Here is a 25,659-nt window from a genome sequence, read left to right on the forward strand (position 1 = left end):
ATATTTGATTATTGTTTCAGCACATTTGTAATTGCAATCATAGGCTTAAGGGTTATAGTAATAAGGGTGTTTTTTGAGCAGTCCAATCCTTCTTATGATGTATTGGTTAATGTCAGCCCATGATTTACTGTGGGCATGGTATGAATAAGCCAAGTTAAGGAAAACCGCTGTTTAAGATTGGCAATAATCAAATTTTGACTTGTAAATGAGACTTGTATTTATGGATAAAAATAAGCAGATATTACACAGTTTTCGAAGTCGAATTTTGGCTTTTATTGCCTTGCCGCTGATTTTAATCATGACGTTAGTCTATGGCTTTAATGGCTGGATTAATTACTTAGAACATGAAGAAGATGTATATCAACGCCTAGAGCAACAGGCGGTACTTTCTGCTAATCACCTTAATTTTGTTTTGGATTCCGTTCAAAATACTACTCGCGGTCTTTCTGACTATTTAACTTATATCGATAGTAATAATATATATGGTGACATTGAAAAAATTGAGCTGTTATTAATTAATCGACTTCAGCGTAACCCGAGTATTTTTGGCAGTGCGATCGCTTATCGTCCTAATTTTTTGACCGACAAACTTCGTTACGCTCCCTTTGCATATCGGGAAGGTAATGATATCAATATTATCGATATTGGTGCTGAGGCTTACGATTATACCGATGGTAGTTGGAGCTGGTGGACTGATGCGATGAACAGTAACACTGGTGTTTGGTCTGAACCGTATTTTGACGAAGGCGCGAGTAACATCTTAATGGTGACTTATTCTAAAGCTTTCGGGAGTCTTGATGATCGTTACGGAGTCGTTACTGCAGATGTTGCATTAAACAAACTGCCGCAAATAATGAAGATCCCAAGTAAAAATTTAGTCGTTCTTGATGACAACGACAAAGTCATTTTTTACGATTCGGCTAACAGTGATTTAAAAGGCAGTAGTGACAAGTGGCTGTCTGATGACCCACAAAATGATCAATTAAGATCTTTACTGGCAAACAACATAGCTGGTCAAACTGAAGCGATTACTGTTTCAGGCGACCGTTTTCTTGTCAGTGTCGCAATCGTGTCATCGCTAAATTGGCAAGTGGTTATTGCGACCAGTGACAGTGAGCTCAATCAGTATTTTCTATCCAACCTTTCAAGATTAGCCTTCATATTATTGTTGTTATCAATTGCGCTGTTATTCACTAGCATTCTTGCATCTAAACGTTTAAGCCGTCCTCTAGAAAACCTAGAAAATGGCATTATGGACTTTGGTGAAGGGAAAATTGATCGCTTGCCCTCTGATAAAGTTAACATTTCGGAAGTGTCGACATTAACCAATAAGTTTAATCAATTAGCTGACCTACTAGCAGAAAGAGAGTTGGCGTTAAAAGACTCTACTGGCAGCCGCTTTGCAAGTCTAATCGATGGTATGAGTGATAAGTCATTTTATTGTTCTTTAGACCCAAAAGGGCAGTTAGCTCAAGTGAGTGATGGAGTAAAGAAAGTACTAGGGGTTGATGCTGATACTTTGAAAAGGAAGTACCAGCGGATGTTTACTGCTGATCCAATTAATGAGGTTAATTGGAATTATATGGAGCAAGCACTGGAAGGAAAAATTGTGCCTGCACACCAAGTTGAAATGCTCGCTGCCGATAGCCAAATAAGACGCTTGGATGTCTTTATGCAGCCTCTTGTTGCTGACTCTGGTGACATCATTTCTGTAGAGATGCTATTTACTGATGTGACAGAGCAATTTTCTGCAGCGCTATGGTCAAATGCAGTGATAGAGTCATCGCCTCAAGCCATGTTAATTGTTGATGAACATGGCGGTATTATTTTTACTAATACACGTTGCCAGGAATTATTTGGCTATCCAGCTGATGCACTTTTAGATATTAATGTTGAATTGCTATTTCCTGAGCGTTTTAGAGAAAAGCATGATGCAGTAAGGGCTGTCTTTTTAGAGCAAGGGTTAACCCGTTTCACCACCCCGAAAGAAGGTTGGGTGGCGTTAAAATCAGATGACACAGAAATTAGGGTAGAAATTAACTTAGCCTTATTGCCGATAGCCCATGATGGCAAGAAACAAATTGCTGCCACTATTCGCGATCTCACCAGTCAGATGGCTATCGAACGTAAGATAAAAGACAGCGAAAGCCGTTTTAGAGGCTTGGTGGCTAATATACCGGGTGCAATATATCGAACCCGCATAAGTGATAATTGGACGATGGAATATGTCAGTAATAACATCGCAGACATAACCGGTTATCCAGCCTCAGATCTGATAGAAAGCCATAAACTTCAGTTTAATACCATTATCCATCCTGATGACGATGCCGATTGTTTTACGGCAATATCTCAGGCAATTGAAACTCAGCAAAACTTTGATGTTGAGTATCGTATTTTTCATCGTGATGGTAGCGTCAAATGGATCCATGAGAAAGGCAAAGCCAGCTATGATGAGCAAGGAAAACCATTATGGTTCGATGGCAGTATTAATGATGTCACTGAAAGTAAAAAGGCTTTAGAAGCGATTCAAAACTCACAAAAACAGTTAGAAAACATCACCGAATCCTTACCTAACTTAGTGTATCAAATGATATGGCACTCGGAGACTGAACGAGAGTTTAGCTTCCTCTCTGAGGCGTGTATTAGCATCATCGGTTTTCCTCGCGACATGTTAATGCAAGATTTAGATTTATTAATCGGGCGTATTATTGACACTGAAAGACAAACGGTTATTGATGATTTGTCGGGTAAAGGCGAAGACGGTTTACATTGGGTCACTGAATTTAGGTACCGACACCCCTCTGGTGAGGTGATTTGGTTACAAGCTGGTGCTAAAGGTCAAGCATTAGCAAATGATGCCATTCTCTGGAATGGCTATTTGATGAATATTACCGATCGTAAGAATGCTGAAACTAGTTTAGCTGATAGGGAAAAGCACTTACGCACCTTACTTAATACAGCAGAGATGGGCATTGTTAATATTGATACTCATGGTGTGATTATTAATTGCAATGAGCATTTTGGTCGTAATATTGGCATCAACTCCAATGATTTAGAAGGTAAGCTGTTTTTCGAGTTCATGGTTGTAGAAGATAAAGTATTAGCCAGAGAAAGATTTGATTTGTTAATCAGTGGGGCGTTTGAAAACTTTAATATTGAACCACGGGTACTCAGCCAAAATGGTGAAAATATTTGGATGGACATGACCTTTGCCGCGCTTAAAAATGAGCAAGGAGAAGTGACATCTTCAGTGGTTTCAATGGCAGATATAACCAGTTTAATGACAGTATCAAACGAGTTGAAACAAGCCAAAGACGAAGCTGATGCTGCCAGTAAAGCTAAAAGTGATTTCTTAGCGAATATGTCCCATGAAATTAGAACCCCCATGAACGCCATTATTGGTATGTCACACCTGTGTCTGCAAACCGATTTAAATAAGAAACAACATAATTTTGTTGAGAAAATAGAGCGAGCGTCTAAATCCTTACTTGGGATTATTAATGATATTTTGGACTTCTCAAAAATTGAAGCTGGAAAAATGGAGATTGAAATCGTGCCATTCCAGCTTGATACCATGTTGGAAGATCTCAGTGACATGTTTGCCGCAAAAGCGGCTGAGAAACAATTAGAGTTGCTGTTCTCTGTTGCGCCAAATATTCCAAGTCATTTAATGGGCGATCCGCTCAGGTTAAGCCAGGTGCTGATAAACCTGATGAATAATGCGATTAAGTTTACTGATCGTGGTGAAGTGATTTTAGCGATTGAATCTATTAGTCAGCAAGGTGATGAACTTGAGCTTAAGTTCAGTGTGAGAGATAGCGGTATCGGTTTAACTCCGGAGCAATGTAACAAACTGTTTAAGTCGTTTAGCCAAGCTGACAGTTCAACAACCAGAAAGTATGGCGGAACAGGGTTAGGTTTAGCGATTTGTAAGCAACTTGTAGAGCTGATGGAGGGTGAAATTGGTGTTGAAAGTAAGCGCGGTATCGGCAGCACTTTTTACTTTTCTGCTAATGTCAGTAAGGCTGATGACCTGCAGCTTAAAGTGACTCAAGAGCTGGAAGGGATGGAAATCTTAGTGGTTGATGATAATCAAACCGCACGAGACATTTTGCACACTATGCTTAAAAGCATGGGCTTTAACGTCGCGCTGGCCAAAGATGGCACAGAAGCGATATCAATGTGCCATTCTAATGAATATCAACTAGCCTTAATTGATTGGAAAATGCCAGGGCTTGATGGCCTTGCTACAGCTGAAACCATCATCCAGCAAAGTGCAAACCCACCGCTTACCATTATGGTTTCAGCTCATGCAACAACGGAATTTACAGATTCTATCAATGACATGGGAATTAATGGCTATATAACCAAACCTGTTAGCGCGTCTCGTTTGCTTGATGCCATTATGTCGGCGCTAGGTAAGCAAGGGCATATGCCAGTTAGGGCAAAAGCCACAGAGCTTAATGAGGCCTTATTACAGCAATTGAATGGTAAAAAAATATTGTTAGTTGAAGATAACGATATGAATCAAGAGGTCGCCACAGAGTTTTTAGAGCAAGTGGGAATTGATTTAACGATTGCTGATAATGGTCAGATTGGCTTAGATAAATTAGCTCAGCAAGAATTTGACTTAGTATTAATGGATTGCCAAATGCCAGTCATGGATGGTTATACCGCCACAGAACAGTTGCGAAAGAATTCTGCGTACGAAACTTTACCTGTTATTGCAATGACGGCTAATGCGATGGCGGGAGATAAAGAAAAGTGCCTCAGTGTAGGGATGAATGACCATGTGGCTAAGCCGATAGAGGTTGCTTTACTTTATCAAACCTTACTTAAATATTTAGGCGATAAAGTCAGCGATATCGAGTTAGCCACACCTGAAAAAACTGCCAATATTAAAGTGGAAACCTGGCCACAACACCCAGATATTGATGTCGATCGTGGTTTGCAACTGGTGCAGAACTCAGCCAGATTATATCGAAAGATTTTAACTCGTTTTGTTGAAGGTAAACGCAATATTGCAACGCAAATAGCAGTCGCAATAGAAGCTGATAATCGAGAAGATGCTGTTAGATTTGCTCATACTCTTAAAGGTTTATCGGGTAATTTAGCCAGTAATAAACTGTCTGAGCTTGCTGCGGAACTTGAAAAGAACTTGATTGACGAAGTTGAGTTTTCAGTTGAACTTAATGCTATTGATATGCTGGTGAGGTCATTATGTGAAGCCATAGATCTGTGGTTGAATAATAATGAGTCAAAAGTAAAGACTGAGTCAGCTGAGCTCATTAGTAACGATGCTTTTCTCAGTTTATTAGATGAACTGTTGGTGTTGCTAGATGACGGTGATGCGAGTGCAATCGATATGATTGATAGCCTAGAGATGCAGGTGAATCATCAAACCTGGGATCAATTAAAACCAGTAGGGTTAATGATTAAAGGTTATCAGTTTGAAGATGCGGTTGAGTTGATTAAGCAAATTCGTCAACACTCCTCGCAAGCAACAGATTAATATTAAGCAAAGATATAGGTAATTAACATGGAAAAAGCGACTGTGCTGATAGTTGATGATACGCCTGAGAATATCGATATCTTAGTCGGAATTTTGGGTAGTGATTACAAAATCAAAGTTGCCATAGATGGACCTAAAGCGCTAGCTCTCGCACAAAAATCATCTCCTGATTTAATATTGCTTGATGTAATGATGCCTGGAATGAATGGGTATGAAGTATGTCAAAAACTGAAAAATGAACCTTTAACCTGCCATATTCCAGTGATATTTGTGACTGCACTTTCTGATACTGAAGATGAAACTAAAGGCTTTGCGCTCGGCGCAGTTGATTATATTACTAAACCTGTCAGCCCAGCTGTCGTTAAAGCGCGGGTTAAAACACATTTAAGCTTGTACGACCAAAAAAGGTTATTAGAGTCGGAAGTGGAACATCGTACTAAAGAGCTAAAAGAAACGCGTTTTGAAATCATTCGCAGATTAGGGCGAGCTGCAGAATACAAAGATAATGAAACAGGATTGCATGTTGTTCGTATGAGTCATTACGCAAGATTACTTGCTATGGCTGCAGGGCATTCCTCTCGGTTTTGTGAACTGCTATATAATGCAGCGCCTATGCATGACATTGGTAAAATCGGTACACCAGATGCCATTCTCAAGAAACCAGGAAAGCTAGATGCGGATGAGTGGAAAGAAATGCAAGCTCATGCAGCAATCGGTGCTGAAATCATTGGTGAACATGATGACCCTTTATTACAAATGGCCAAAAGAATTGCTATTAGTCATCATGAAAAGTGGGATGGCAGTGGCTATCCTTACGGGCTTGTTGGTGAAGATATTCCGATTGAAGGGCGTATTATTGCTATCGCTGATGTGTTTGATGCACTGACATCGGCAAGACCTTATAAGAAAGCTTGGACAGTGGAAGATACGTTGAGTTTGATTGAGAAAGAATCAGGTAAGCACTTTGATCCAGAACTGGTTGAGAAATTTAAATCTGTCATGGATGATGTGAAATTGATCAAAGCAGAGCATGAAGAGTCATTCTAGCGTGTTATAAAATATTGTTTCTTAATATCTTATTATATAAAAAAGGATAAATACTTAATGTATTTATCCTTTTTTGCTTTACTACTGTACCAAGATAAATGATTAATCTTCCAACGAGTAAGGCAGTGCAATAACACTGAGCTCACTTGTTTCATCTTCTTTAATACGCAGTTTTGCATCATTTTCTGTGTCGTTAGCAAGAACCGCAGTGAGTAAGACTTTACCTTCATGCTGTACTGACTCAATGACTTTACCTGCACGACGAAATCCGTCTTCATCAGCAATTTCAATTTGATTTTCGCTGCTAACTGTTTCTGATGTGGTTCCGGTAAGGATATATAAAGCACGCTTATTACCGCCGCGATACTTCATTCTTGCGATTGTTTCTTGCCCCATGTAACAGCCTTTTTCAAAGCTGATACCGTTGACTGCTTGTACATTACACATTTGAGGAACAAATTCGCCACTATGGTTCGCATCAATATTGGCGTAACCTGACTTGATTTCAAGAGCTTGCCAAGTGGCAGCCTCTTGTAAAGCTTGTTCTGAAGCTGCAACCAACTCATGGGCTTTTACGGCTTCTGTGATAACAATGAAACGTTCACCATCTTTAAGGATAATAGTATCTGCAACTGTGGTTAATTCAGCTGTGATGTCACCAAATTGCTGGGCAATAAATGCTGCCGCATTTTTCCCTGCCAAACCCAGAATGATTTTATCAGCGGTAACATCAATTAATTCAGCTTTACTGAAAACGGCATATTTTTGCCATTGCGCTAAGCTCAGAGGCAGGACTGAAGCAGGTAATAGGGCAAATAGCTGCTCAGCAATTGAAAAGGTTCTAAAGCTTGAAAGCATTTTACCTTTCGCATCGCAATGTGCCCCCCAACGCCATTGATCATCCTGTAATGACATGATGTCAGTCGTCACTTGACCGTGAATAAAGGTTTTGCCCTGTTCACCGGTTATTTCAATTAAGCCTAAATGAGTAAGATTGGCGACTAATAAGTCAGGAGAGGTATGTAAAAAATCCCAATCAGGCAGAGTCGTTGCAAGTGTCATAAACTAATTCCTAAGATGACCAACAGATATATGGATTGAGTGTAACGGAAATCATTAACGCTCAAAAGAAAAAGCTATCTCCAATTGAATGAAGATAGCTTTATTTCACAGTTCACCTGTACAACTAAAAGTACGTCAAATTAACACTGGTGGTTAAAATAAAACGCGAGTACGAATCGTACCTTCAATTGCTTTTAACTCGCCTAAGGCTTGTTCTGCTTGATTCGAATCAACTTCCATTACTACATAACCAATCTCTGCAGTTGTTTGCAGGTATTGTGCAGCAATGTTAATGCCTTTTTCAGAGAAGGCTTGGTTAATTTTAATCAATACACCAGGGCGGTTATGGTGAATGTGCAGTAAACGCGAAGTGCCTTTGTGTTGCGGTAAAGAAACTTCTGGGAAATTAACTGCAGAAACCGTTGAGCCGTTATCTGAATATTTGGCTAGCTTGCCAGCAACTTCAATGCCGATATTCTCTTGTGCTTCAGCTGTACTGCCACCAATATGCGGGGTAATGATGACATTATCTTGGCCGCGTAATGGGCTGATAAATTCGTCATCATTTGATTTTGGCTCGACTGGAAACACATCGATAGCTGCGCCAGCAAGGTGACCTGATTTCAATGCATTTGATAGTGCGTCGATATCAACCACAGTGCCACGAGATGCATTAATGAAAATACTTTTCTCGCGCATTTGAGCAAACTCTTTTTCACCAAACATATCTTTTGTTTGAGGCGTTTCAGGGACATGCAAACTGATCACATCAGCTTCACCTAATAACGTTTCTAACGAATGAATTTGGCTTGCGTTGCCTAGGGGTAGCTTATCTTCAATATCGTAGAAAACCACTCGCATACCTAAGGTCTCAGCTAAAATACCAAGTTGAGTACCAATATGGCCGTAACCAATAACACCAAGGGTTTTCCCACGGACCTCATAGCTGCCACTGGCACTTTTAAGCCAGCCACCACGATGGGCATGAGCATTTCGCTGAGGAATACCGCGCATTAGCATGATGATTTCACCTAAGACTAACTCTGCAACACTGCGGGTATTAGAAAAAGGCGCATTAAATACCGGTACACCGAGTTTTTCAGCAGTGGCGATATCAACTTGGTTTGTGCCAATACAGAAACAACCAATGGCGACGAGTTTTTCAGCATGATTTAACACGTCTGCAGTTAATTGAGTACGGGAACGCAAACCAACAAAGTGCGCATCCTTAATGGATTGCAGCAACTCATCTTCAGGTAAAGATGCTTTATGGTATTCAATGTTTGTGTAACCTGCACGCTCAAGTACATCGACCGCAGTTTGGTGGACGCCCTCCAACAGCAGGATTTTTATCTTATCCTTGTCAAGCGAGTGTTTCGCCATGATATGGGTACCCTCTTATCAATAGTTATGCTTATGTTATGCTGATATAAACGCCCGACCAAAGTAGCACTTTTTTTAACGCTTGTAGAGGGCTAGATGGCTAAAGTTAATATTCTAATTCTAGAACAATATCATCTAAGAGGGATTTAGTTTGAATAAGAAAGTTATATGGATAGTTATATATTGCGCAGTTTTAGTTTGGTCAGTCATTTCGCCTAAAGATATGTTTACATGGTGGTTAGAAGCATTACCTGCTTTATTGGCAATTCCTATCTTATTTTTCACACGTGATCGGTTTCCGTTAACACCACTTTCCTATGTTTTAATACTCATTCATTGCTGTGTGTTACTCGTTGGAGCTAAGTACACCTATGCAGAAGTGCCTTTATTTGATTGGATAGCGCAGTGGATGGGGAGCGATAGAAATAATTACGACAAAATAGGCCATTTAGCTCAAGGGTTTATTCCTGTCATTTTAGCTCGTGAGGTCATGCTAAGAAACCAAGTACTACAACCCGGGTATTGGTGTCAGTTTTTGTCTGTATGTTTCGTTCTGGCATTTTCAGCTTTTTACGAATTAATCGAGTGGTGGGTTGCTATTGGAACAGGTGAAGATGCAGAAGCATTTTTAGGTACTCAAGGTTACGTCTGGGATACTCAATCTGACATGTTGATGGCCTTATTAGGAGGTATTAGTGCTTTAGTAGTGCTTACTCGATTGCATAATAAACAGTTAGCATCACTGATAAAAAATAAAAATTAGTGTTTTATGCTTTTTGTAGCATGAAGTTAAGTTTTTTTATGCTATTAATAGAGGGTATTAGAAGGACTTATCGTTTTATTTAATGCGTTAGTATGACAAAAAAACCATATTAACTAGTTAAAATATACTATGATTGAGTATTGTTACTATTTTGTTATCGAAATTCAGGAAGAAACCCGTTAGATCGGGATGTTAGGGATGCTTTTCAGGGAGAAAAGTGATGAGCTCAAATATTGATGAATTAGTTTTCTTACACCAAGTTGCAGCGCCATGTAATTTGGCCATTCTTGCGGAATCAATAGGTCTTAAAACCAGGATAGTTAAACATGCTAGTGATTTGGAAGTAGAAAAAAATTCCAACAGTTTTTATTTGGTGGCGCAAAAGGGCGCTGCTTTAGACAGTAAAGGGATACCTTTACTTGTGTCTCGTTTGGTTAACCATGTGCCAGTTGCTTTATATCAAGTTGAGCGAGGCTCCTTAGATCAAGAGTCAGCGTTATTACTGGGCGTAAGAGGGCTACTCTACTCCGATCAACGTATGGACTTGATGTTGACAGGGCTGCGTAAAATGGTAGCTGATGAACTTTGGTATGACAGGCCGTTAATCAGTAAAATTTTCCGTAGATTAGTACAAAAGTTAGATGCTAATACGGAGATTCCACCAGATACAGTTGCCATGCTTCAGATGCTAACTAGCCGCGAAAGAACGATTATCCAACTTGTGTCTAGTGGTGCGAGAAATAAAGAGATAGCCCATCGCTTATGTATTAGCGAGCACACAGTTAAAGCACATATTTCTTCTATTTTTCGTAAAACTCAGTCGCGAAATAGAGTTGAGTTATTACGTTGGGCACAAACTTATCAAGCCCACTTTGAATTTGCGTAATTTATAGATTAAATCAAAACAAAAGGGAGCATATAGCTCCCTTTTTTGTTTTATGTTGTCAATACTCGAATATTAATTTTGATATACAGTCGCAGTATTGAAATCACCGGTTTGAGAAACATTAATCATGCCGTTTTCGCCGATTTGTGAGCCAATTACTAGGTTATCATTACCCATTTGCGAGATAGTTAAGTTATTGCTGTAACCATCGACTGAGAAGTAACCTTCATCACCGCCAATCCAGTTTCCGTCACCTTGTTGAGTAATATCAACGACGTGTTCATCGCCAAAAGCAACTACGTCAGTGAGGTTAAACTCACCGTCTTGAGCAATATCGATAACTTGAGCAATACCGATATTAGTCAAGCTCGCTTCGTTATCTGAACCTACTTGCTCAGTAGTCACTTCATTTTCAAATCCAATAGTATCTACATAAGCAAAGTTAGTATCGCCTGTCTGATCAACTGTCACCATATTGTCATCTAAATTAACAAACACTGCGACTTCATTGTTCATGCCTTCAGAGCTAACGCTGACCTCATTGCCAAAGCCATAAGTCCCTGATGCGACATAGTTTGATTCACCATCCTGTAATACTGTGACGGTATTTTCATCTCCGCTGGTTTCAAATTCTGTTAAATTAGACATACCAGCTTGATCGATATCGATGACATTGTCATTACCAGAAATGACAGCGATGTTAGCATCACCTACTTGGTTATCTGTACCATCTTGGTAGATATAGACTTCATTGCCATCGCCAGTTGCAAATTCAATCACAGCGCTGTTTACATCACCTGATTGGTCGATAACGATGTCGTTACTATTACCTGTAAGACTAGCCACAACCCCTGTATTAGCATAACCAGATTGATTGATTTCAATGTTATTGCTGTCGCCGTATACGCCAATGGCTGCACCAAAGTTTTCGTCACCTGATTGGTCAACGAATAAGACATTGTCATTACCTACATTGGCTGTACCACCCGGTGCGACAAGTCCTGCTTGGTTATTATTACCATCTTGAGTGATGACACCTTCGTTACCATTACCATCAACACGGAATACTGCTAAGTTAGCTGAACCATATTGTGTGGATTGCGTAAGGTTACTATCACCTACATGTTGAATGATGCTGTTGTTCTGAAATCCATCTTGCATAGTGTCAGCGATGTTTTCGTTACCGAGTGCAGTAGTTTCACTGGTATTCCAAAAACCTGATTGATTCACGGTCGCTTGGTTATCATTACCGGTAATAGCGACATTAGAAATATGCCAATCATCTACTTGGTTAGTCGTAACAAGATTCCCATCACCTGCAGAAGTTATATATGACTCTTGCCAATCACCAGATTGAACAACCTCAGCTATTTGATCATTTCCGTTTTGGGTGACTTCAGCCACATGGCGTGAACCTGATTGTGATACTGACGTATCCTGACCTAGGCCATTTTGCTCTACGGTTGATTGGTTATTAACAGCAGCTGCAACTTCTGCTGATTTTTCAACGGATGCAACACCAGGCAGTGATAATCCTGTAGCTGAAACGGGTAAAGCGAGGCTAGTAGCGATGGCGAGTGAGATTAACGATAACTTTGTTTGCGACTTCATTTGACGCTCCCTGTAAGGATATTGAGTGAGTTGATAGCTGTTTTGCTATCTTTCAATATTGAAATTCGCCTTCTAAATACAAGCAAATCAGGCTTAAAAAAGCCAATGTTGATTATCTGATATTTGAAGGTGAGCAAGTAAGTAAACTTGTTATTGACGTTCATCAATATGAATTAGCTAGGGCATTAATAATCAAAATATAAACCTAAGAAATTGCTTATTCGATATCTCTTTATCGGTTTAATTCTTTGCTGACGTATTTGATTACTAAACCGCATCCTTTAGCTGATTTGACAAGTTACAGAGTTAACTTACGGATTGAAGAGAGTTATCTCAATCGGAAGAATGGCTATATTTTTGAGGGTTTTTAACAAGAGAACTTTCGTACTACAAAATTTTAAGTTGTTGTTATATTTGGTTTTGTGTTGTTGCTTTTCGTTTGTAGGCGAATTGCTTACACTAATAGGATTAGTAGTTTATTACTATTTAAGGTTTAGCTACTTTTATTCTGCTTTCATTATGACAACAATCAAAAGGCTACAACAATTCCGGGTTTCACTTCGTGGAAAACCAACTCGCTTAATAGGCTAATGGAAAAGCTACCAGTGTTGAGGTACCGGTTCTGGGAATTAATAATGGAATATAGGAAAGCCAGAAATGATAAAAACAATGACTCCAATTGCAATTGCAATTGCTTCTACTATGGCACTAAATGTTGCCCCTGCAATCGCTAAAAACAAAGTTGAATACAAGAAAGATCAAATTCTTGTGGTTTATAAAGATAATGTCACTAAATTTGAAAGACTTTCAGCACAGCGTTTAGTGAACGGTACGTTAACCGATAAGAATTTAGATGGTATTGATGATAAATTTCAACATTTATTATCAGGTCGTCTTGCAAAACTTGAGTTAAAAAGTGGCAGTGATTTAGATGCCGCGATTAAAATGATCAGTAAACACCCTGCGGTTAAATATGCTGAGCCTAACTACACATATAGAGCACTAGGAATGCCAGATGATCCTAGTTTTGTTGATATGTGGGGCTTACATAATACAGGCCAATCAGGAGGAACCTCTGGAGCTGACATTGATGCAGTGGCTGCTTGGGACATCACCACGGGCAGTAGTAACGTGGTGATTGGTGTGATTGATACTGGTGTTGACTATAACCATCCTGATCTCGTTGCCAATATGTGGGTAAACCCAGGTGAAATTGCAGGAAACGGCATTGATGACGATGGCAATGGCGTAATCGATGACATTCATGGCTATAACCCTACAACAGGTACTGGTGATCCTATGGACGGCAATGGCCATGGTACTCACGTTGCGGGCACTATAGGTGCGACTGGTAATAATGGTGTTGGTGTAGTGGGCGTTAACTGGGACGTCACTATGATTGGTTGTAAGTTCCTATCAGATGGTGGAACGGGGAGTACTGAAGACGCCATAGCGTGTATTGATTATTTTACTAACTTAAAAGTTAATCATGGTGTTGATGTTAAAGCGACAAACAACTCATGGGGTGGCGGTGGATTTAGCCAAGCACTTAAAGATTCCATTGAATCGGCAGGTGATCAAGGCATCTTATTTGTTGCTGCAGCGGGTAATGACGCCATAGATAATGATGTTAATCCACATTATCCATCAAGTTATGACTCAGATGTTGTACTTTCTATTGCGAGTACTGATAGAAATGATGCAATGTCGGACTTTTCACAATGGGGCCTTACAAGTGTTGATATGGGGGCGCCAGGCACATCGATTTTATCAACTTTCCCTAATGATAGTTATGGCACTATTTCAGGCACTTCTATGGCCACGCCACATGTCGCCGGGGCTGCAGCATTAGTTTGGTCTGTTGCACCTGATATTGGCGCTGTTGAAATGAAGCAGCTATTAATGGATTCAGGTGAAGTTAATGCTGGTTTAACGGGTTTAACTGTTGCAGGTACCCGATTGAATGTCGCAAATGCTTTAGATGCAGCAGATCCTGATCCTTCATTTAATTTATCAGCTTCGCCAAGTTCGCAGTCGGTAGAAGCGGGTAGTGCTGTTAGCTATGACTTCTCTGTTGGCAGTATTGCTGGTTGGGATGATCAAGTGAGTTTAACTGTATCGGCTTCTCCAGCGTTAGATGGTGTCAGTTTATCAACCGCCACCGCAATGGCTGGTGATAATTTTACCCTCGATGTGGCGACATTAGACGATGCTGCTTGGGGCAATTATGTATTGACCGTATCTGCCGATGACGGTATGACAGTCAAAGATAAAGCCGTTGCGTTGACAGTATATCCGGCTGGATTAAATGACTTTACTTACGGTAATGATACGCCAGTTGATATTTCAGACAATACCACTATCACAAGTACGATTGAAATCGCTGACCCTGTTCAAATCTTTGATTTAGCAGTTAATGTCGATATTTCACATACTTGGATCGGTGATCTAATCGTAACCTTAACCTCACCAAATGGTACAGAGGCAGTGTTACACGATCGTGCTGGCGGTAATACTGATGACTTAGTTCAGACTTGGAGTTTATCTGAGTTTGATGGTGAAGTTGCTGCTGGTACGTGGACCCTGTCAATTTCAGATAATGCTGGTGGCGATACAGGTGCACTTAATAGCTGGGGACTCGATATTTCTGCGCTAGGTGAAGCAGCACCAGCAGCGCCTCTGGCAAGTTTTGATTATGATGTTGATGGATTAATGGTGACTTTCACCAATACTAGTTCAGATATTAACGATGATATTGTCAGTTACGAGTGGGATTTTGGTGATGGCAATATGTCTTCAGATGTCTCTCCTGCTTATATGTATGCAGCTGGTGGAACGTACACTGTTTCTCTTGTTGTGACTGATAGCGAATCGCAGACTGATACTGTTTCTATGGATGTTGAAGTATTTGAATATTCAATTGATGCAGCAGTTACACGCACAATGAAGTCTCGCCGAGGTAGTGCGCTAGTCGATTTAACTTGGAGTGGTGCAGTGGGTGATGATGTCGCTATCTATCGTGATGATGTCATGGTGTCTACAACGTCTAATGATGGTCGCTTCCGCGATCGTTTCACTGACGCGCCAGCAGAAGTGACTTATAAAATATGTGAAACAGAGTCTAGCTTATGCTCAGATCCTATTGTTGCAGTTTTTTAATGTTTCAATAATTCTATGTAAATAGAGTGAAAATGAAAGAAAGGGATGGCTTGCCATCCCTTTTTATATATAAGCATTTTTTGTAAATGCTTTGATATTAAAAGGCTAATCAGTAGACTAATGATAATTTATTACTTTGGATGGATGTCATGAGTATTTGGTTTAGAGAAGTTACATTAGAAGATTGTGCCAAAATGGATATCGGGATGCATGGAAAGGGCACCTTGATGAAAACACTAGGGATTAAAGTGACTGAAATTGGTGATGATTATATGGTGGCAACAATGCCAGCCGATCCTTCAGTGCATAACCCTCTTGGTATTGTTCATGGTGGTGCCAATGTCGCACTTGCTGAAACTGTTGCCAGTTACGCAGCTAACTTTGTTGTCGACTTCGAAAACTTTTACTGTGTTGGTCAAGAAATCAATGCTAATCACTTAAAAGCATCGCGTAAAGGCGAATTAATTGCCACAACTAAGCCGGTACACATAGGCAAAAGAAGCTCTGTCTGGGAAGTGCTCATAACTAACAGCGCTGGTGAGTTGTGTTGTATTTCGAGAATGACAGCAGCCGTTGTAGCACGTAAATCAACTAAATAAACATAACTGTCGAAACTTGAACCTGTGTGAATGATTAAAATTAACTACACTGACAATATGATGCTTTTAAAGAAGGGTGATGAATGGAAGCTGCAACAATTTGGGAATGGGTAGGCTACCTCGCTTCTGTCGTGGTCGCGATTTCGTTGATGATGTCGAACATCAAAAAACTTCGCTGGTGGAATTTAATTGGTGCTGCACTATTTGTAGCCTATGGATTGGCTATTGACGCAATCCCTGTTGCCTTAGTTAACTTTTTTATTGTACTTATAGATGCATACTATTTAGTTAAACTATATCGTGAGCCGTCCAAGCCTGTAGACAATTAGAAAGGCTATTGGGTTACGCTGGTTAAATTATTATGCGGCTGCATTTTAAGAGATAACTTATTAAGTTACCAGTCTGTAAAGTATTGATACATAACTTACATTTATTGTTGTTTTAGATCAAACTCAGCTATTAAGTCGTACAATATTATAAAAAGAGTGATGCAATGCATCGCTCTTTTTTTATTTGTTTAATCGTATTTATCAATCAAGGCAATCAAATTTAATCGTTTTTACATTTAATCTTCGATTGGTATTATGAATTCAATGAAACACAGCCAGGAGAGATATCGTGGCAACAGTATTTGATTTAATTGAACAATGGTTACTAGCTGAATAATTTAAAGGTAAATAAAATGAACAATAACTACATAACAAGCCAGAATGGCGCTCCAATTGCCGACGATCAAAACTCTCTGTCTGCTGGTGAACGCGGGCCGCTATTACTGCAAGATTGGCATTTAATTGAAAAGCTTGCTCATTTTAACCGCGAAAGGATCCCTGAGCGTATCGTACATGCAAAAGGTACAGGTGTTTACGGTAAATTTACCTTAACCAAAGATCTTAGTGATTACACCATTGCAGAACATTTTAACGGCGTAGGTAAAGAGACTGAGACGTTTATTCGTTTCTCTACAGTAGGTGGAGAAATGGGTAGCGCAGATGCTGAGCGTGATCCTCGTGGTTTTGGTCTGCGTTTTTATACCAAGCAGGGTAACCATGACATTGTTGGTAATAATACACCGACTTTCTTTTTAAGAGACGGGATCAAGTTCCCTGATTTCATTCATACTCAAAAGCGCAACCCGCAAACCAATTTAAAAGATCCTCAAGCGATGTGGGATTTCTGGTCATTAAACCCTGAAGCCATGCATCAAGTGACAATTTTAATGTCAGACCGTGGTATCCCAGCTAACTATCGTCAAATGCATGGTTACGGTTCGCATACATTCTCTTTCTGGAATGCAAAAGGTGAACGTTTCTGGGTTAAGTTCCATTTTAAATCACAGCAAGGTGTAGTGAACTTAACTGGTGAACAAGCCGACGTGCTAAAAGGCATTGATCCTGATTCATCACAACGCGACATGGTTGCAGCCATTGCGGATAGTAATTTTCCTAAATGGACTGTGAATGTGCAAATTATGCCTGAAGCAGAAGCGAATACGTATGCTATCAACCCATTTGATTTAACTAAAGTTTGGCCGCATTCTGATTACCCACTGATTGAAATTGGTGAACTTGAGTTAAACCGCATGCCTGAAAACTATTTTGCTGAAGTTGAGCAAGTTGCCTTAGCACCAAGTAACTTTGTACCAGGTGTGGGCGCATCGCCAGATAAAATGCTTCAAGCACGTTTGTTCTCGTATGCAGATGCTCAGCGTTACCGTATCGGGACTAACTACAATCAGTTACCTGTGAACTGTCCGCACGCAGCTAAAGCCAATCATCATCAACGTGCTGGTGCAATGGCTGGGACTCAATGTCCTTACAATGGCTCGCAAACCGGTGCTGATTCAAGCGCAAACTATGGCCCTAATACGGTAGATGGTGGCCTTAAAGATACGAGTCAATTTGCAGAGCCACCGTTAAGACTTGATGGCGAAGCTGACAGATATAGCCGTTACGACCAAGATGATTATACGCAAGCGGGTAACCTGTACCGTATTTTCAGTGAAGAAGAGAAGCAACGTTTAGTTGAAACTATTGCTGGAACGTTGAGTCAAGTGACTGCAGATGTACAACAGAAAATGGTTGCGCACTTTACTCAAGCAGACGCAGATTATGGTCAACGAGTTAACGCACTTTTAAAGGGTTAATCTTTAAAGTGTAAGTTGTTTTTATTGCTATAAAGTGATTTTAACGAGTAAAAGGAAGGTATATACCTTCCTTTTTTTTATGTTTGTTAGTGAAGGCTTAAAGCTGTATTAACGTTGAATTATCTGCACTATTCTTACTGTAGAGATAAAAAAGCGCTTCTATGGGAGTCTAGAAGCGCTTTGGCATTATCTTAGTTTGACAAAAGGGTAGGCGTTATCCTAATGGAATAATGCCATCTACTTTGATGACTAATGAACATGCACCAACAGTAGTCCAATCAACATCAGCAGGCGTGAAGTCTTCTCCAGCTCCAAGACCTGGTACTTCTGTCACCCAGTCTGGTGCTTTCAATGCTGTGCGTTTGAAGTCAACGGTACCTAAAATACGGGCTCCCATGTTGCGCTCAAACTTAGCTGAAAGCATTGGAGAGTACTCGTAATATGATAAGCTAGCTTCACCTTCATTGATGACGTTATAACAAGTATTGTTTTTACCAATGCTCATGGAAACATAGTAATGACCGTCTTCTTCTTGTTTCATGCCATAGCCAAAGATAGCAATGTTTGGCGTTTCAACTTCTTCAGCTGTCTCATCATCTGTAAATTTGTTTACTGTCGAAACTAGCTTAGCGCCCATTTGGTTTTTGATTGCACTTAACTGGTATTCTTTGCCATCATTCGGGAACATGTCTGCCATGTACTCGCGGTTTTGTAAGCCACAAGCTGTTTTTAACGTTTTTGCACCCGTTCCATCAGAAACTTCTTTCCACTCATAATTGTAAATGCTGCCATTTAAACGCTGCGCTAAGTAATCTGCATTTAAGAATGAGCCATCGTTGTAATAGAAAGAACCTGAGGCACCAGTCTTACCATCAACTTTACTGCCATCACCTTCTGGTTGAGGGAATGTTGGATCTTGTGGATTACCAGGATCGACAGGTGGTGTTTCATCATGTGGATTTTCATGACAGTTGCTACATGTACCGTAGTCACCATGTGGCACATTAGCTGGATCGCTGCCTTCGTAGTTATGACAGCTCATACAGTCATCCGATGCCATTGCAGAAGCAAAAGCAGAGACTAATGGCTCTTCATCAATTGGCGCATTAGGATCGATATAGTCGAACATGACATTTTCTTCAGCACATTGGTGGCTGAATGTTGAAATATAGCCAACAGCTTTAGTCTGCAGTTCTTCTGTTTTTGTGGTTAGACTGGCATTGTCCTCAACTAAAGATGCATTTGTAGAAGTTAACTCAGTATTTTGCGTATTTAACTCGGCATTTTGGCTTTCAAGTTGTTTGATTTGGCTTTCAAGACCAGAAGTATCTGTATCATCATCACTACAAGCTGTTAGGCCTAATACAGCGATACAAAGAACGCTTAATTTAAATTTATTGTTCATCTAAAAATTCCCCTATTTATCGTTTTTTTAACTAATTTTTTATGTATTTTTTAAAACTTTCAGAATGGTGAGTAATCAACTTTCCAAACTTATCCTCAATTATCATGATTGGGATTTGGTGTTCATTGGCAATGGCCAATGATTCTTGTACTGAGAGCACCATAAAGGCGGTAGCCAGTGCATCAGCAGTCATAGAATATTGTTCAATAACCGTCGCTGAGACGACGGTATGAGAAACGGGCCTTCCTGATCGTGGGTCAATTAAATGTGAGAAATGCTGGCCATTATTTTCAAAATACTTGCGGTAATCGCCTGATGTTGCGACAGCTGAGTTACCAGGAGTAATGATTTCCATTTGCCCGCTTGAATAAGCAAACGGTTTGTCGATACCTACTGTCCACTCTTGGTTATCAAGGCTCAATCCCTTAATGCGCAGTTCTCCACCTATATCGACAAGATAGTTATGAATATTGTTTTGCTCCATGACCTCTGCTATCACATCAACGCCATAGCCTTTAGCAATGGATGAGAGGTCGATATAAAGTCCATCTATTGATTTGGTTAATGAGTGATTAGTTAGCTGGATATGCTGAATGCCAATGCTCTTTTTTGCATCAATGATTGCTTGATCTGATGGTAAGTCTTGGATGCGCCCATCGGGACCAAACCCCCATAGATTCACCAAAGGTCCAACGGTGACATCCAGAGTATTGTTAGTTAATTCAGCGATACGAATCGCTTCAATGATGACGCGTTCAAAATCAGCACTGATTTTAATTGGAGTGTTTTTTGGGGCTTGATTTATGAGGCTTATTTCAGAGTTTTGACGCCAAGTGGACATGGATTGCTTGACGGTCTCTAAACGAACTTCAATTTGTGAGCGAATATTCGCCATCTTTGCGGCAGTGATTTTGTCTTCTTTCCAGGTGACTTTATATTTATTACCCATGGTTTGACCATGAACAGTTCTCATATCTTGTGCATTAGCATTAGTCACTAATAAACCCAATGTGAAAATTGACACTAGAAATTTTAAAAATAGATCATTCATATCGCTGACAAATCTCTACGTATATTTACTTTGTACAACTAGATTATATTCTGATTTTTTTTTGTAAAATTAAAATTCATAATTCTGCAGTTTTGTAAATTAATTTGGGTGAGAAGTCAGGTTATTAAATAGTTTTTGATCTAGATCTAGTTTCATTGTTTATTTATTAGCGGTAGTTAATTTGTATTTAAATTATGCAGCGGGCTAGTTGTGATTGTTTTTAGTGTGAGTGATGTCATGCTTTTATATTTGACATATTGCACTTGTGGTTTCTGTAGTAGATTTATTTATTTTATTTGGAGTCGAAAAAATTTTATTGAAATATACCGATTGCGGAAAGTGAAAGACCTCTTCTGCAATGTGGAATTCAATGCGGTGGGAATGGCTCGTTAAGAATCGGTTAACAATTGATATATATCCATTGTTATTGGGTGAAGATGTTCACAATATAGAAATCATCGGGGTCATTAAAAGCGTTTAAGATGAATGCTGGTTTTCGCTAGTTATATTTGATTAAATTGGTTTAAGTAAAAGTGTTTAAATAAATTAATTAAAGTAAAACTGAAAATCTAAGCCCTAAGTATATAATAAATTTAAGTACAGAATATAATAAGTGTAGTTTAAAAATAGATGAAAGAGTAATGCGAAAGGGTAAAAGTTAAATAACTTTGTTTACTGCTTACAAAGTATTTAAAATGAAAACTAGCTAATCATGTATTTATTACCTATTACTAGGATTGACTAGCGAGTTTCCTTATTTATAAAAATAACGATGAGTTTGTTAGGGTTAAACCAGTACTTTATTTAACACTCTTTGCCAGTTGCCACCTAAGAAGCGGTCTCGATCGCTCGATTTGTAGCGCGCTTTTGCTAACGCATCATCAATACGGCTCATTCTATCGATATTGTTGAGTTCAGGAATAACCACATGTTGCGGTAGACTTTCAAAGCCCAAGACATTCTTTTCAGCTAAACTTTGCCACCAAGCGTGATACTGTTTAACGCCTTCTGCATTGTTATTATCTAATGCTAATAAGTTCTCTTGACCTCGTAGAGGGTAATCATTGGCGATGGCTACTGCGTTTACGCCACCAATTCTGGCGACTCTATCAAGTTGACGAATGTAATCATCAAGAGTGGGTACAGGCTCATTTGTGAGCCAAAAACTCATCATGAATACCCCAAACACACCACCTGTATCGGCAATCGCTCGAATGACTTCATCGGGCGAACAGCGAGCGTTATTCACAATAGAGCGTACAGCGCCATGGCTTTGCACAATAGGCATGGTGCTGGCTTTTGCGGTATCAAGTGCTGTTTGAGGGCTTGAATGACTCACATCAATCAAAATATTACGTTGGTTTAGCGCACTAATTAATTGCTGGCCATCTGTTGTCAGCGGTTTATTTAATCCTTGAGTACCATCATTATCGAGCGCGCCGCCAGCAAAGCGGTTGCCATAATGGTGGGTGAGTTGTAGAACACGTAACCCGTGCTGATGGAATTCATTTAAATGCTGCCAATGCTCGCTGTTTTCGCCTTCATTATCGTCAAAACTATCGTCTTCAACACAGTCAGCGCCTTGAATTTGAAAGTAAACTGCAGTGCGCTGCTCTTCTCGGGCAATGGCGATATCGCGACCACTTAAGCCCTGCATTAAAATCGTTGGGTTATCATTAACGATTTTTTCTGCCTTTTTAATACTGGCGATACAAGCTTTATAACTGCGCTTATAATTGGTGGTACCGTCTGCTTGGGTAATGGCTTCAATATCTGAAATATCGCAAATGTAGGCATCGAGTTTTGAGGCGCGGACATCATCAAGGTTTTCGGGTAAGAAACTGAGCCCATCGATATAAAGTCGTTTTTTGGATTGCGCAAGTACAGATGAGCTGTAAAGCGGGCATAGTAAAGAGGCTGCTGCTATGCCCTTTAATAGTGTTCGGCGGCTTTGGTTACAAGCGCTTATTGTCATGTGGTTTCCTTTTTAGACGCTTGTAATCATGGTTAACTTGATTATGTTGCGGCAAATTGCTTAATAGCATTGGCTAGTGCGGTTAACCCATTGGTACGAGATGGACTGAGTTGACCACTTAATCCTAATTGCGTGAAATACTGTTCTAAGTCGAAATTAGCAATTTCGCTGGTGGTCTTCCCATGGGTTGCACTTAGCAGTATAGCAATAAGACCCTTAACTATACGTGAATCGCTGTCGGCACAAAAAAAGTGTGCTGACTCAAGTTGATGGTGATACAACCAGGCTTGGCTTTCACAACCTTTCACCTGAGCCGCTTCTACTTTATAGGCTTCAGCTAATGGTGCAAGTACTTTACCTACCAACATGATCTGGCGATATTTATCTTGCCAATTCTTAGCATTTTCAATCGCAATAACCGCCAGTGAGACTTTCTCATCTAATGGTAAAAAAGCGCTTGCTGCAGGTTGTAAGATTGCGGTGTCAGATGTGCTATTTGTATTCAAGGAAAGCCTCTTAAATGGATCGTTTACTCATGGGTATTATTGGTGTCTTATTGCTGCAAACACAATTAATTACTTGATGATATAAATACTCTCAATTACTTGATGACATAAATGCTATCTATTACTTGATTATAAGAGTAATGCTTTGACATTGACGAGTGCAGCAATGAATTGGTCAATATCCTGTTTACTGTTGTAAACCCCTATGGATGCTCGACAGCAACCTTTTATGGCCAAAAGCTCCATTAATGGCATCGCACAGTGATGCCCGCATCGAACTGCAATACCTTGCTGGTCTAGCAAGATACCCACATCTTGATGGTGTTCATTAGCAAGATTAAATGCAACAGCACCAGTATTATTAGCGTTTGCGCCATATAGGGTGATGTCACCTAATTGTGTTAGTTGCTGTTGTAAATACTCCAGCAGAGATTGCTCATGTTGTCTGACTTGCGCTTTAGGTAGGCTATTGATAAAACTGATTGCAGCACCTAAACCGATGACTGCTGATATTGCAGGTGTTCCAGCTTCAAGTTTATTAGGCAAACTGCCAAATGTTGTACCCGTAAAGCTAACTGTTTTGATCATCTCACCGCCGGTCAGCATAGGCACTAATTGATCAAGTTGCGCGAAACGGCCATAGAGGATGCCTACGCCCGTTGGGCCATACATTTTATGACCTGAGAATACATAGAAATCGCAATCAATTTGTTGAACATCTATATCAAAATGAGCAATGGCTTGTGCGCCGTCAACCAATGTTATGGCACCTGCTGATTTTGCTTTTTGTACTAAGGTTGCTACATCGTTGACTGTGCCTAAGGCATTAGTGACATGACTTAATGCGACAAGCTTAGGCGAGAGAGTTAATAGTTGCTCAAAAGCGCAATGATCTATTGATAAATTGTCATTCAGTGGAATGGGCTTTATTGTCGCGCCTGTGCGTTTAGCGAGTTCTTGCCAAGGCACAATATTGGCGTGATGCGCAGCGCTATCCACCAAAATAATATCATTTGCGCTAATTTGCTGACTTATACCATAAGCAACCATGTTGATTGACTCAGTGGTGCCGTGAGTAAAAATGATCTCTTCAGCTTTAGCGCTATTGATAAAACTTTTTACTTGTTCGCGTACGGTTTCATAATGCTTCGTCGCACGGGCGGATAACTGATGAGCAGCGCGGTGAACATTGGCATTATCGAATTGATAGTAGTGATTGATAGCATCGATGACTGATTGTGGCTTTTGACTGGTAGCTGCGGTATCTAAATAGCACAGAGGGCTTTCGTCCAATTGCTGGGCTAATGTAGGAAATTGGGCTCTTATCGCATCATGTTCAAACGCTATGGTCATTGCAGGCTCATTATTAATGAAGTATCACACTGGGCATTAACCCAAAAAAAGAAAAGCGTCACGATCTTCATAGAAAGTGACGCTTAATGCAAGTATACAATAGCTTTAACTGGCTTTTAGCTTATGGACAGGGCATACGATAAAGGTTCGATAGCTGGTTTATTCTTGCTAGCAATTCAGGTGTCAGACTGACATCAAGGCTATCTATGTTTTCTTTAAGTTGCTCAAGGTTGGTTGCGCCAATAATATTTGAAGCCACAAACCGTCTCGAATTGACGAAAGCCAATGACATTTGAGCTGGGCTTAAATGAAATTCACGAGCTAAGTCGACGTAAGCTTGGGTTGCCTCGAGTGCCATTGGCGTCGCGTTATATCTCGCAAAGCGTTTAAAGACGGTTAACCTTGCTTGTTCTGGCCATTGGTTATTTTCATATTTACCTGTTAAGGCACCAAATGCGAGTGGAGAGTAGGCCAGTAATGGCAGTTCTTCACGATGACTGATTTCAGACATACCTAATTCAAAGCTACGATTAAGCAAGTTGTAAGGATTTTGCACACTGACAATACGCGGTAAGCCATGTTTTTCAGCTAAACGTAGGTATTGCATTAATCCCCACGGGGTTTCATTGGATACACCTATGTAGCGCACTTTTCCTTGACGAATAACTTCAGCTAATGCTTCAAGAGTTTCTAAAATAGGGGTTTGCTGCTCATCATCTAAGTGGTCATACAAAAACTCACCGAAAAAATTACAGTGTCTGTTAGGCCAGTGCAATTGATATAAATCGATAGTGTCGACTTGCAGGCGTGCGAGTGAGGCATCGACAGCCTGATGAATATTAACCCAATCTAGTGCCATGTTAGGGCGAATAAAGTCACTTTTAGGCCCTGCCGCTGACACTTTAGTGGCGATGACTAAATTGTCACGGTTATCACGCTGTGAAAGGTAATGACCAATAATGCGTTCAGTTTCCCCCTGTTTTTCAGCATTAGGTGGCACGGGATACATTTCGGCAGTATCAATAAAGTTAACGCCGCGATTAATGGCGTAATCCATTTGTTCAAAAGCGTCACTTTGGGAGTTTTGTTCTCCCCACGTCATGGTGCCTAAACATATCTTGCTAACATCAAGGCTAGAATGCGGAATGCGTTGATATTCCATTTATATCTCCTATGGAATGCAGTTAGTTTGACGTTAGCAATG

Annotated in this window: 17 protein-coding genes; 8 read left to right on the forward strand and 9 right to left on the reverse strand. The window is 40.1% G+C overall.

From position 1 onward, the window contains the following. Window positions 1-220: 220 nt before the first annotated feature. Both Q4600_RS07265 and Q4600_RS07270 read left to right on the forward strand, forming a co-directional pair. The gene (locus Q4600_RS07265; protein ID WP_303514620.1) at window positions 221-5,512 is read left to right on the forward strand and encodes a PAS domain S-box protein; all 5,292 of its coding nucleotides are present in this window, start codon (window positions 221-223) and stop codon (window positions 5,510-5,512) included. 27 nt (window positions 5,513-5,539) lie between these two features. After that, entirely contained in the window at window positions 5,540-6,559 is a 1,020-nt protein-coding gene (locus tag Q4600_RS07270; RefSeq protein WP_102526556.1) for a two-component system response regulator, read from the forward strand. A gap of 102 nt (window positions 6,560-6,661) precedes the next feature. Here the strand turns inward: Q4600_RS07270 and ygfZ are convergent, their stop codons facing one another. Both ygfZ and serA read right to left on the reverse strand, forming a co-directional pair. Next, the gene (ygfZ, locus tag Q4600_RS07275; RefSeq protein WP_303514616.1) at window positions 6,662-7,621 is read right to left on the reverse strand and encodes a tRNA-modifying protein YgfZ; all 960 of its coding nucleotides are present in this window, start codon (window positions 7,619-7,621) and stop codon (window positions 6,662-6,664) included. 153 nt (window positions 7,622-7,774) lie between these two features. Continuing rightward, the gene (gene serA / locus Q4600_RS07280) at window positions 7,775-9,004 is read right to left on the reverse strand and encodes a phosphoglycerate dehydrogenase (protein ID WP_102527839.1); all 1,230 of its coding nucleotides are present in this window, start codon (window positions 9,002-9,004) and stop codon (window positions 7,775-7,777) included. 151 nt (window positions 9,005-9,155) lie between these two features. Here serA and Q4600_RS07285 point away from each other — a divergent pair, with 151 nt between their 5' ends. Continuing rightward, complete coding sequence (locus Q4600_RS07285) at window positions 9,156-9,767, forward strand: DUF2238 domain-containing protein (RefSeq protein ID WP_102527838.1); 612 nt, start codon at window positions 9,156-9,158, stop codon at window positions 9,765-9,767. Window positions 9,768-9,987: 220 nt separating this feature from the next. Beyond that, window positions 9,988-10,653: a response regulator transcription factor gene (locus tag Q4600_RS07290; RefSeq protein WP_102527837.1), complete on the forward strand. Its 666-nt coding sequence runs from the start codon at window positions 9,988-9,990 to the stop codon at window positions 10,651-10,653. A 72-nt stretch (window positions 10,654-10,725) separates the two neighbouring features. On the opposite strand, the gene Q4600_RS07295 is transcribed toward Q4600_RS07290, so the two are convergent. After that, window positions 10,726-12,264 carry a curlin gene (locus Q4600_RS07295; RefSeq protein WP_248956236.1) on the reverse strand — a complete coding sequence of 513 codons (1,539 nt, stop codon included), beginning with the start codon at window positions 12,262-12,264 and terminating at the stop codon, window positions 10,726-10,728. Window positions 12,265-12,921: 657 nt separating this feature from the next. Here Q4600_RS07295 and Q4600_RS07300 point away from each other — a divergent pair. The 4 genes from Q4600_RS07300 to katB all read left to right on the forward strand — a co-directional run bounded on the left by Q4600_RS07300 (window position 12,922) and on the right by katB (window position 18,165). Next, window positions 12,922-15,423: a S8 family serine peptidase gene (locus Q4600_RS07300; protein WP_229368540.1), complete on the forward strand. Its 2,502-nt coding sequence runs from the start codon at window positions 12,922-12,924 to the stop codon at window positions 15,421-15,423. Between the two features lie 149 nt (window positions 15,424-15,572). Next, window positions 15,573-16,022: a PaaI family thioesterase gene (locus Q4600_RS07305; RefSeq protein ID WP_102527834.1), complete on the forward strand. Its 450-nt coding sequence runs from the start codon at window positions 15,573-15,575 to the stop codon at window positions 16,020-16,022. Window positions 16,023-16,105: 83 nt separating this feature from the next. After that, window positions 16,106-16,351 carry a YgjV family protein gene (locus Q4600_RS07310; RefSeq protein WP_102527833.1) on the forward strand — a complete coding sequence of 82 codons (246 nt, stop codon included), beginning with the start codon at window positions 16,106-16,108 and terminating at the stop codon, window positions 16,349-16,351. 353 nt (window positions 16,352-16,704) lie between these two features. Then, entirely contained in the window at window positions 16,705-18,165 is a 1,461-nt protein-coding gene (gene katB, locus Q4600_RS07315; RefSeq protein ID WP_303514605.1) for a catalase KatB, read from the forward strand. Between the two features lie 214 nt (window positions 18,166-18,379). On the opposite strand, the gene Q4600_RS07320 is transcribed toward katB, so the two are convergent. From Q4600_RS07320 to Q4600_RS07345, 6 genes are all read right to left on the reverse strand, one after another. Next, window positions 18,380-19,570 (reverse strand): hypothetical protein, encoded by a 1,191-nt coding sequence (locus tag Q4600_RS07320; RefSeq protein ID WP_303514603.1) that lies wholly within the window; start codon window positions 19,568-19,570, stop codon window positions 18,380-18,382. A 31-nt stretch (window positions 19,571-19,601) separates the two neighbouring features. Further along, window positions 19,602-20,567, reverse strand: a complete 966-nt coding sequence (locus tag Q4600_RS07325; RefSeq protein ID WP_303514601.1) for an FAD:protein FMN transferase — start codon at window positions 20,565-20,567, stop codon at window positions 19,602-19,604. Window positions 20,568-21,408: 841 nt separating this feature from the next. Continuing rightward, the gene (locus Q4600_RS07330; RefSeq protein ID WP_303514598.1) at window positions 21,409-22,596 is read right to left on the reverse strand and encodes a membrane dipeptidase; all 1,188 of its coding nucleotides are present in this window, start codon (window positions 22,594-22,596) and stop codon (window positions 21,409-21,411) included. A gap of 41 nt (window positions 22,597-22,637) precedes the next feature. Then, window positions 22,638-23,021 (reverse strand): SufE family protein, encoded by a 384-nt coding sequence (locus tag Q4600_RS07335; protein WP_229368577.1) that lies wholly within the window; start codon window positions 23,019-23,021, stop codon window positions 22,638-22,640. Between the two features lie 210 nt (window positions 23,022-23,231). Beyond that, on the reverse strand, window positions 23,232-24,455 hold the full coding sequence (locus tag Q4600_RS07340; RefSeq protein ID WP_248956233.1) for a cysteine desulfurase: 1,224 nt from the start codon (window positions 24,453-24,455) through the stop codon (window positions 23,232-23,234). Window positions 24,456-24,576: 121 nt separating this feature from the next. Then, window positions 24,577-25,617 (reverse strand): NADP(H)-dependent aldo-keto reductase, encoded by a 1,041-nt coding sequence (locus Q4600_RS07345; protein ID WP_303514595.1) that lies wholly within the window; start codon window positions 25,615-25,617, stop codon window positions 24,577-24,579. Window positions 25,618-25,659 lie beyond the last annotated feature (42 nt).

The organism is Shewanella sp. 2_MG-2023 (assembly GCF_030548905.1).
In the GTDB taxonomy this organism is placed as follows: domain Bacteria; phylum Pseudomonadota; class Gammaproteobacteria; order Enterobacterales; family Shewanellaceae; genus Shewanella; species Shewanella electrodiphila.